Genomic DNA, 9,033 nt, shown 5'->3' with positions numbered 1-9,033 from the left:
GTCGCAGCGGCCCTGATGACGACGGGCGAAAGCCCAACCCCGGTCCGGTCGCCTGCCACTGGTCTCCCGGCGGTTCAGGCCGGGAGACCGCCCAAACTCTACCACCTCTTCAGACGAACAACCCCGGCCAAGCGCAGCGCAGAGCCGGGGCCTATTCGTTCCCAGAGCGGTGGCGGGACACGCCGACGCACACCCACGCTCAGCCTGTCGTCCCGGTTTCGGCAAAGCCGAAGACCGGGATCTAGTAACCCCGGATCGGTGGCGAGAGTCCGCCAGCCCCTCCTTTCGTCACCCCGGACGGCGCGCAAGCGCCGAGCCGGGGCCGGAGAGCCGAGGGCCTGTCGACGGCACTCCCGAAAGACACTGCGGAAGCCTCGCAGCCCCTCAGAACAGCGAGCCCTGTCCGCTCTCGCGGCCCTTGCCGGGCGAGCGCGTTTTGGGCCGTGGGGTTGCACGCGGCGCCGGCCGCGCCGCCTCGCTTTCCCCGCCGCCCGCCGGATCGCCGCCGGCGGCGGTCGCGGCCAGCCGGCTGTCGTCGCCGAATTCGATGGTGAGCGCAGCGCCCGGCCGGACGCCACGGGCCGAGCGCAGCGGCTGGCCGTCGGCATCGCGCACCAGCGCATAGCCGCGCGCCAGCACGTTCTTGTAGGAGAGGCTTTCCAGCAGCTTGGCGGCGGCGTCGAGCCGCGCCCGGTCGCGGGAGATCTGCTGGCGATGCGCCCGGAACGCCCGCGCCTCCAGCCCGCCGAGCCGCTCGCGCGCGATCAGGACCGTGCGCGCCAGCGTGTGGGGCGACAGCCGCCCGGCGGCCATCAGATGCCGCGCCCGCTTGTCGCGCAAGGCGGCGCGCAGCGCCGGCGCCAGCCGCTCCGCATAGGTGTCGAGCCGCTGCCTTGGCAGCGCCAGCAGGTCGCGCGGCGAGGGCAGGGCGGCGGAGGCCGCCCGCAATTCCGTCCGCCGGCCGGCGATCAGCCGCAGCAGGCCGGAGATCTGCCGCCGCGCCAGACCGTCGACGCTGGCCATCAGCTCGCCGCGCACCGGCACGGCGATCTCGGCAGCGCCCGTCGGCGTCGGGGCACGCAGGTCGGCGGCGTGGTCGATCAGGGTCCAGTCGGTCTCGTGTCCGACGGCGGAGATCAGCGGGATTTCGGAGGCGGCCGCCGCCCGCACCACGATCTCCTCGTTGAAGCCCCACAGGTCCTCGATCGAGCCGCCGCCGCGCGCCACGATGATCACGTCCGGGCGCGGGATCGCACCGCCCGGCGGCAAGCGGTTGAAGCCCTCGATGCCGTTCGCCACCTCGCGCGCCGACGTCTCGCCCTGCACCCGCACCGGCCAGACCAGCACATGCAGCGGAAACCGGTCGGAGATGCGGTGGAGAATGTCGCGGATCACCGCGCCGGTCGGCGAGGTGACGACGCCGATCACCCGCGGCAGGAACGGCAGGCGCCGCTTGCGCTCCTCGGCGAACAGGCCCTCGGCGAGAAGCTTGCGCCGCCGCTCCTCCACCAGCGCCATCAGCGCGCCGATGCCGGCCGGCTCCAGCGAATCGATCACCATCTGGTATTTCGACTGACCCGGAAAGGTGGTGATCTTGCCGGTGGCGATCACTTCCAGCCCCTGCTCGGGCTGGATCTTCAGCCGGCTCGCCTGGCCGCGCCAGATGACGCCGGACAGCACCGACTGCGCGTCCTTGAGGTCCAGATAGATATGCCCCGAACCGGGCCGCGAGATGCGCCCGAGCTCGCCGCGCACGCGCACATAGCCGAAGGCGTCTTCCATCGTGCGCTTGATCGCGCCGGAAATCTCTGACACCGAGTATTCGGCAAGGTTGTCGCTGTCTGCCAAGGCGGGATCCGGTCGGTGTGTTTCGTTCCCGCGAAGGGACCGCACCTTGGCCCCCCCGTCAAGACCGCGCGCCCGCCTCCGCGCTCTCTGTTCAGGCTTTCCGGAAAACCCCGCCATGCCCCGTTACGACTTCCGATTGCCGCGCCTTCATGTCGAGGACGGCCTTGCCGCCGGCGCGGAGGTCGCGCTCGACCGGGCCCAGTCCAACTATCTGCTCAACGTGTTGCGGATGAAGGACGGCGACGAGGTGCTGCTGTTCAACGGCCGCGACGGCGAGTGGCGCGCAGCGCTCCGCGAGCAGGGGCGCAAGCAGGCCTCGCTGGTGGCGGGCGAGATGACCCGGCCGCAGGCCCCGCTCGCGGACCTTCACTATCTCTTCGCCCCGCTCAAGCACGCGCGGCTCGATTACATGGTGCAGAAGGCGGTTGAGATGGGCGCCGGCGCCCTGCGCCCGGTCCTCACCCGCTACACCCAGCCCGGCCGGGTCAATCTGGAGCGGATGCGCGCCAATGCGGTCGAGGCTTGCGAGCAATGCGGCGTCCTCGCCGTTCCGGCCATCGACGAGCCGGTGGCGCTGGAGGCGCTGCTCGCCGGCTGGCAGGCGGGCGAGGGCGCGCGCATCCTTGTCTTCTGCGACGAGGGCGAGGCGAGCCAGAACCCGCTTGCCGCGCTCGATCGCCTGTCGGCGGGCTCCCCGCTGGCCGTTCTTGTCGGGCCGGAAGGGGGCTTTTCGGAAGAGGAGCGCGCCCTCTTGCGGGCGCAGCCCTTCGTGGTGCCGATGCCGCTCGGGCCCCGCGTGCTGCGCGCCGATACGGCGGCGGTTGCCGCTCTCGCGGTGGTTCAGGCGCGGCTCGGCGACTGGGTCTGAGGCTGCCCTTACGGCCGGCATGGCCGCCGTTTTCCAGCCATTCCGCCACTGGATTGGATCACGAAAAATCGCATTTGTTTTGGCCGGGGCGGCTGAGTATGGTGCCCGCCGACCACGCGAAGGGATATCCCATGGCCCGCGATACCATTGATTCCACCCCGATTGTGGGGGTGGCCGACCTCGCCGCGACGCTGGAGGCCGGCTGCAAGCCGACGGATGCGTTCCGGATCGGCACGGAGCACGAGAAGTTCGCCTTCCGCCTCGCCGACAATTCCCCGGTTCCCTATGAGGGGCCGGCCGGCATCGAGACCCTGCTGACAGGCATGGAAGGCCTGCTCGGCTGGGAGCGGATCGACGACAACGGCCTCGTCATCGGCCTTGCCGATCCGGTCGGCGGCGGCGCGATCTCCATCGAGCCCGGCGGCCAGTTCGAACTGTCCGGCGCGCCGCTGGACAACCTGCACCAGACCTGCCGCGAGACCAACGCGCACCTGGCGCAGCTCCGCCAGATCGCCGAGCCGCTCGGCATCGGCTTCCTCGGCCTCGGCATGACGCCGGACTGGCGCCGCGAGGACGTGCCGGTGATGCCGAAGTCGCGCTACGAGATCATGACGCGCTACATGCCCAAGGTCGGCAGCCTCGGCCTCGACATGATGTACCGCACCTCGACCATCCAGGTGAATCTCGACTTCGCCTCGGAAGCCGACATGCGGGCCAAGATGCGCGTCGGTCTGGCGCTGCAGCCGGTCGCCACGGCGATCTTCGCCAACTCGCCCTTCACCGACGGCAAGCCGAACGGCTTCCGCTCGTTCCGCGCCGAGATCTGGAAGGACACGGACAACGACCGCTCCGGCCCGCTGCCCATCGCCTTTGAGGATGGTTTCGGCTTCGAGAGCTATGTCGAGTGGGCGCTCGACGTGCCGATGTATTTCGTCAAGCGCGGCGGCACCTATTACGATGTCACCGGCACCAGCTTCCGCGCCTTCATGACCGGCGCGCTGGAAGGCGTCGTGCCGGACGCCCGGCCGACCATCGGCGACTGGAACAATCACCTGTCGACCCTGTTCCCGGATGTGCGGCTGAAGAAGTATCTGGAGATGCGCGGCGCCGACGGCGGCCCGTGGCGGCGCATCTGCGCCCTGCCGGCGCTGTGGGTCGGCCTGCTCTATGACGCGGGCATCCTCGACCAGGCCGGCGAGATGATCCGCGACTGGAGCGAGGAAGAGCGCGTTGCCTTGCGCAACGACGTGCCGCGCCTCGGCCTCGAGGCGCCGTTCCGCGGCGGCACGGTGCTGGATCTCGCCCGCGAGATGGTGGCGCTGTCCCGCGAGGGGCTGAAGCGCCGCGCCCGCCTCAATGACGGCGGCCAGGACGAGCGCGTGCATCTTGCCGCCGTCGAGGAGACGGTGGCGAGCGGCATGTCGCCGGCCGACGTCATGCTGCGCCGTTACAACGGCGACTGGCAGGGCGATCTGTCCAAGGTCTATTCCGCTTACGCCTATTGAGGGGTCTGTCGAGCGAGGGGCGGCGGCGCAAGTCATTTGACCGCGCCGCCGCGACAGCGGAAGATGCCTGAACCGAAAGTGGAAAGGCATCCGATGACCGAGAGCTTTCCTGCCCTGGGCGCCTTCGATCCGGCCGCGGTCGGCGAGGCGATGCGCCGTCAGTTCGGCTGGGGCGAGCGCGACGTCGCCCGCGCGGCCGAGGCCTTGATGCCGGCGGCGCTCGCCGGCATGCGCCGCTATGCCGCCTCTCCCTCCGCGCTCGAAGGGCTGCTCGCCCTGATGCCCGGTCCCGGCCGGGCCGCGGCGCTGCCCGACCCTTCCGCGCTGGTCGGCGAGCCGCTGGCGCTGATCTTCGGCCCGTCCGAGGTGCAGCGCTCCATCGCCGACTATGTCGCCCAGCAGACCGGGCTGGAGCGGCCGGGCGTCGAGACGATGATGCCGGTCGTCGCCACCCTGGCGCTCGGCCAGGTGGCGCGGCGCTTCACCTTCGGTCCGGCGCGCGAGCTGCTCGACGCCTTCCTTGCCGGCTATGCCCGCGGACGGCCGAAGCCGGTGCCCAACCCCTTGCGGGTGATGGAACCTTACGCGCAGGCGATGCGCTCCTTCTGGGACGGCTATCTCGGCCTTGTCGGCGCCGCCACCGCGACCGCCGCCCGGCAGGAAAAGGAGGAGGAGCCGGCGCCGGAAGCGCCGCCCGAGCCCGCCCCGGACGCTGTCGAGGACACTGCCGAGGACGCTGCGGCCGATGCCGGTTCGGCCCTGGTCGACCGCTGGCTGTCGCTCGGCCGCGACATCCAGGAGCGGCAGATCCGCGCCTATGAGCGCCTGTTCGACCGGGTCTCCGCCGACACCGGGCCGGACGAGACCTGAACAAAAAAAGCCCGCCTCGGGGGAGGCGGGCAAGGTGCGTCGGCGAGGGGCCGACAGGGCCTCGGCGCGGGGCGTAGGGAGAGGGTCTCGTATTCCGCCCGGCGCTAAGTCTGTGTCTCAGGCGCCGCGTCTGCGGCGCCCGGAAAGGCTGGAGATGCGCCGCTCGTTCCGCAGCCGCGCAAGCTGCGCGCTCGGGTCGAGATAGTCGGACCCGTGCAGCGAGGCGGCGACATCGGAGCGCGTCACGCCGATATCGGCCAGCATGTAGTCGTCGAGATCGAGGAGGCCGGAGACCGCCTTGCGGTTCCGCCGCCGGCGCCATGCCGCGGCAATGAGCGTGAGAAGCGAGGTCGCGGCAGCGCCGAGGGTGGCGGCAAGGGAAACGCGCGTTTGCGCGGGAAGCGGGGTGTTGCATGCCTGCGTCATGGCAAGACTCTCCTTTCCGGCGCCCCGGGGTGGCGCGCCTGGTATGTGCTGTGGCGGGGTCGCCGCCGTTTGTCCGTTTCGTATGACAAGAGAATAGGAAGGGGCGATCAATTAAACAAACGAATGTTTTCGATGGATATCGATCTTCATTCGTGATGTATTGACGTCAGACCCGATCCCGCGCGGGGCGAGCCTTCGCCGCCCGCGCCAACCGGAGGCGGCAGCCATGGCCCATGCCCTCGATATCGACCAGTTGCGCACCTTCCTCGCCATCGCCGAGCTCGGCAGCTTCACCAAGGCGGCGGATGCGGTGAACAAGACCCAATCGGCGGTCTCCATGCAGATGAAGCGGCTGGAGGACCGGCTGGAGCGGCCGATCTTCGTCAAGGACGGGCGCCAGTCGCGCCTGACCGAGGACGGCCACCGCCTCATCGAGTTCGCCCAGCGGATGATCCGCCTCAACGACGAGACGGTGACCGCCTTTTCCGAGCCCTCCATCGTCGGCCGCGTCCGACTCGGCCTGCCGGACGACTATGCCGAGCGCCTGCTGCCGCAGGTGCTCGCCGCCTTCGCCCGGCTCAACCCGGCCATCGAGATCGCCGTGCAATGTCAGGGCTCGATCTTCACCGGCGAGCTGATCGAGCGCGGCGAGCTCGACCTTGCCATCGTTACCTCCGGCGACTGCGTGCGCGTGCAGGGCGAGGTGATCCGCCGCGAGCCGCTGCATTGGGTCGCCCCGGCCAACCAGTGCCTGCATTGCGAGGACGTGCTGCGCCTGGCGCTCGGCCCCACCACCTGTTCCTGGCGCGGCCAGGCGGTCTCGCTGCTCGACCGCATGAACCGGCGCCATTGCATCTCTTACACCTCGTCCAGCGCGGCGGCGCTGATCGGCGCCGTCCAGGCCGGCCTTGCCATCGCGGTCCTGCCCGAAAGCGCGGTGCGGGCCGGCATGCGCATCCTGTCGGAAAGCGACGGCTTCCCAACGCTGCCGCCCTGCGACATCACCATGATCCGTGCTGCCGCCGCCACCGACCCGGTGCATGACGCGCTCTGCGCCCATATCCGCGCGGCCATCGGCAATGTCAGCAACGACCTGCTGATGGCGGCCGAATAGGCGGCTGCGTCAGGTCTTGGCGCGGCCCGAGCGCAGCACCAGGAGGTTGCCGGCCAGCACGAAGACGAGGCCGGCGATCGCGTCCGGCCCCCAGTGGAAATTCTCCAGCACCGTGGAGACCAGCAGCGCGACGATCGGGAACATCACCGTCGAATAGCCGGCCCGTGCCGAGCCGATCCGCGCCAGCAGCGTCAGGTAGCAGGCGAAGGCGATCACCGAGGCGACCACCGCCAGATAGACCATCGCGCCGAGATAGACCGGCGTCCATTCGATGTCGAAGGACGCCCCGCGCGCGGCCGCGAACAGGCCGAGAAACGTCGCCCCGTAGACCATGCCCCAGGCGCTGGCCGAGACCAGCGGGATGCCGCTCTTCTGGTTGGCGGTCGACACCATGTTGCCGAGGCAGAAGGACAGGGTGCCGGCAACGCACAGGCCGAGCCCGAGCACCGCCTGCATGTCGAGCCCGACGCCGGCCGCGCCGAGGATCTGCGGGCGAAACAGCAGCGCCACGCCGACAAAGCCGAGCAGCGCGCCCAGCATCACCCGCCGGCTGATGCGCTGGCCGAAGATCGCGAAGCCCAGGATCATATTGAACACCGAGGCGAGCGAGAACACCACCGACAACAGGCCCGAGGGCACATGCTGGGCGCCATAGTAGAACAGCGTGAAGTTGGTGGAGAACAGGAACAGGCCGAGCCCGGCGAAGCGCAGATGCGCGCGCAGCGGGAAGTCGAGCCGCACGCCGCGCAGCGCCGCCCAGGCCATCATGATCGCCGCCGCCAGCACGAAGCGCCAGAACAGCGAGACTTCCGGCGCCACCACGCCGAGCTGCATCTTCAGCGCATACCAGGAAAAGCCCCAAGCCAGCACGGTGAGGCCGTAGAGCCCCATGTCGAACGGGGAAAGGGAAGGGCTGTCGCGCAGCGCGGCGCCGGAAGCGAGCGTGGTCATGAGCGGCTTCTAGAGCCCTTTCGGCCAATTCGAAGTCAATTCTGCTTCTCGATTGGGGCGGCGATCCGGCGTCGAAACGGTCGCCGCGCGATGTCGTAGCATCGGGCAAGACCGGTTCGGCGTCGGGCGCCCGCCAATCGGAAGTCCTGCGGGACGGGCGATTTTGCGCCAATTCCGGCGCAAAGCCCCTTGTCCGTATCCAGATACGGCCTGCGCGCCTTTGCTTGACCTTGCCACAAAATCGCTCCGTCAGAATGGCTCCGAATTGGCCGAAAGGGCTCTGGAGGGAGAGGGTGAGGCGATCATGCCCCATCCCGCTCCCCGCGACCAATCAGGATTGTTGACCGGATCGATGCACGCCGCTGATGGTTCACGCCCGCTGCCGCACCCTTTATGAGCGCCGCGTGCGCCAGCGCGCGCGCAAGCCTTCCGAGGTCAGGTAGACGAGGGCGAAGAGATAGAGACCGGTCAGCGTCAGCATGGTGACGATCAGCACCGGATAGCCGTACCAGGCGACCGCCAGCAGCCACAGCGCCAGGATATTGAAGAAGAAGGCCCAGCGCTCGGCCTGGCCGCCGCGGCGCGCGCTGCGCAGCAGGGCGCCGAACACGGGAATATATTCGAGAAGGCGGGTGAGCCTGTTCGTCATGGGATGTCCGTCCTCTTGTCGCGGCGTCCGAACGGCCCCCGGCGGGACCGCCCTCCTTAAGGACGCCAGAACGGCAAGGTTGGCACGGGCGGCGCGGCGCGGCGATGCGGCGCCCTGTCTCTGCGACAATCAGGCCCTGCGACACTCAGGTTCTGTTCGGGCTGTCCGCGCTGTCATGCCAGAGCGGCGCATAGCCGGCGGTAAGCACCGCGACGCTCGCCGGCGGCGTCAGCAGCTCCGCCGGACTGTCCGGCGGGCAGGCGAGGGCGTCCGGCTCGGCCGGGCGGTAACCGTCGAAGCTCCAGGTGAGCCACCGCCCCTCGCGCCGCGCCAGGATCGTCTCGCCAAGCCGCGCCATCGCCCCGTCGGGCAGCGTCTCAAGGTCGCGGAGCGAAAGACGCGTCCGTTCGCGTATGCGCTGGTCATGTAGCTGCCGGTCCATCTCCGGCGCGCTGGGCGGGGAGGGCAGTCCCTGCGCCCGCTGCCAGGCCTCGCGATAGCGCAGCGCATCTGCGCGCCGGCACTCGTAGCAGGGCCGGTGCCCGGCGGCGATCGCCGTCACCTCGTCGAGGAAGAACAGTTCGGTATAGCCCGGCCCCATCACCTTTCGCCTGCGGCCGCGAAACTCCAGCACGCAGCAGATCCAGGCACGCGAGCGCCAGCGCGCCCGGCCGAGCGTCCTGGTTTCGGGGTCGTGCAGCCGGCCGCCGCGATTGCCCATCATCGTGCCGCGCGCGGCGACCGCGTGCAGGCTGCCGTCGGCGGCGACCCGGTTGGTGAGCGCCCGGTTGGTGAGTGCCAT

The 9,033-nt window shown here is 69.8% G+C and carries 9 protein-coding genes; 4 read left to right on the top strand and 5 right to left on the bottom strand.

Annotated features, from left to right (window positions below):
• Nucleotides 1–384: 384 nt before the first annotated feature.
• Nucleotides 385–1,848, bottom strand: coding sequence for an exodeoxyribonuclease VII large subunit (gene xseA / locus TSB10GB4_RS18695; protein WP_244570963.1), 1,464 nt, complete (start codon nt 1,846–1,848; stop codon nt 385–387).
• A gap of 115 nt (nt 1,849–1,963) precedes the next feature.
• Between xseA and TSB10GB4_RS18690 the strand changes: the two genes are divergently transcribed.
• The 3 genes from TSB10GB4_RS18690 to TSB10GB4_RS18680 all read left to right on the top strand — a co-directional run bounded on the left by TSB10GB4_RS18690 (nt 1,964) and on the right by TSB10GB4_RS18680 (nt 5,091).
• Entirely contained in the window at nt 1,964–2,716 is a 753-nt protein-coding gene (locus TSB10GB4_RS18690) for a 16S rRNA (uracil(1498)-N(3))-methyltransferase (RefSeq protein WP_186396992.1), read from the top strand.
• 131 nt (nt 2,717–2,847) lie between these two features.
• A complete protein-coding gene (locus tag TSB10GB4_RS18685) occupies nt 2,848–4,221 on the top strand; it encodes a glutamate--cysteine ligase (RefSeq protein WP_186396991.1) in 1,374 nt (457 codons plus the stop codon).
• 93 nt (nt 4,222–4,314) lie between these two features.
• Nucleotides 4,315–5,091 (top strand): DUF937 domain-containing protein, encoded by a 777-nt coding sequence (locus TSB10GB4_RS18680; RefSeq protein ID WP_186396990.1) that lies wholly within the window; start codon nt 4,315–4,317, stop codon nt 5,089–5,091.
• 117 nt (nt 5,092–5,208) lie between these two features.
• Here TSB10GB4_RS18680 and TSB10GB4_RS18675 read toward each other — a convergent pair whose 3' ends face one another.
• On the bottom strand, nt 5,209–5,517 hold the full coding sequence (locus TSB10GB4_RS18675; protein ID WP_186396989.1) for a DUF1127 domain-containing protein: 309 nt from the start codon (nt 5,515–5,517) through the stop codon (nt 5,209–5,211).
• A 226-nt stretch (nt 5,518–5,743) separates the two neighbouring features.
• Between TSB10GB4_RS18675 and TSB10GB4_RS18670 the strand changes: the two genes are divergently transcribed.
• Nucleotides 5,744–6,631, top strand: coding sequence for a LysR substrate-binding domain-containing protein (locus TSB10GB4_RS18670; protein ID WP_186396988.1), 888 nt, complete (start codon nt 5,744–5,746; stop codon nt 6,629–6,631).
• Nucleotides 6,632–6,640: 9 nt separating this feature from the next.
• Here the strand turns inward: TSB10GB4_RS18670 and TSB10GB4_RS18665 are convergent, their stop codons facing one another.
• From TSB10GB4_RS18665 to TSB10GB4_RS18655, 3 genes are all read right to left on the bottom strand, one after another.
• Nucleotides 6,641–7,582, bottom strand: a complete 942-nt coding sequence (locus TSB10GB4_RS18665) for a DMT family transporter (protein ID WP_186396987.1) — start codon at nt 7,580–7,582, stop codon at nt 6,641–6,643.
• Nucleotides 7,583–7,973: 391 nt separating this feature from the next.
• Nucleotides 7,974–8,231, bottom strand: coding sequence for a hypothetical protein (locus TSB10GB4_RS18660; RefSeq protein ID WP_186387037.1), 258 nt, complete (start codon nt 8,229–8,231; stop codon nt 7,974–7,976).
• Nucleotides 8,232–8,376: 145 nt separating this feature from the next.
• Nucleotides 8,377–9,033, bottom strand: coding sequence for a hypothetical protein (locus TSB10GB4_RS18655; protein WP_186396986.1), 657 nt, complete (start codon nt 9,031–9,033; stop codon nt 8,377–8,379).

The sequence above is a fragment of the Stappia sp. TSB10GB4 genome, assembly GCF_900185745.1.
Lineage (GTDB): Bacteria > Pseudomonadota > Alphaproteobacteria > Rhizobiales > Stappiaceae > Stappia.
Note: the sequence above shows the minus strand (reverse complement) of the source record. Positions and strands in the feature narration are given on the sequence as shown.

Excerpts from the sequence above, each read along its gene's own strand:
- TSB10GB4_RS18690 (WP_186396992.1), top strand. The coding sequence starts at position 1,964 with ATGCCCCGTTACGACTTCCGATTGCCGCGCCTTCATGTCGAGGACGGC.
- TSB10GB4_RS18685 (WP_186396991.1), top strand. The coding sequence starts at position 2,848 with ATGGCCCGCGATACCATTGATTCCACCCCGATTGTGGGGGTGGCCGAC.
- TSB10GB4_RS18680 (WP_186396990.1), top strand. The coding sequence starts at position 4,315 with ATGACCGAGAGCTTTCCTGCCCTGGGCGCCTTCGATCCGGCCGCGGTC.
- TSB10GB4_RS18675 (WP_186396989.1), bottom strand. The coding sequence starts at position 5,517 with ATGACGCAGGCATGCAACACCCCGCTTCCCGCGCAAACGCGCGTTTCC.
- TSB10GB4_RS18670 (WP_186396988.1), top strand. The coding sequence starts at position 5,744 with ATGGCCCATGCCCTCGATATCGACCAGTTGCGCACCTTCCTCGCCATC.
- TSB10GB4_RS18665 (WP_186396987.1), bottom strand. The coding sequence starts at position 7,582 with ATGACCACGCTCGCTTCCGGCGCCGCGCTGCGCGACAGCCCTTCCCTT.
- TSB10GB4_RS18660 (WP_186387037.1), bottom strand. The coding sequence starts at position 8,231 with ATGACGAACAGGCTCACCCGCCTTCTCGAATATATTCCCGTGTTCGGC.
- TSB10GB4_RS18655 (WP_186396986.1), bottom strand. The coding sequence starts at position 9,033 with ATGGCACTCACCAACCGGGCGCTCACCAACCGGGTCGCCGCCGACGGC.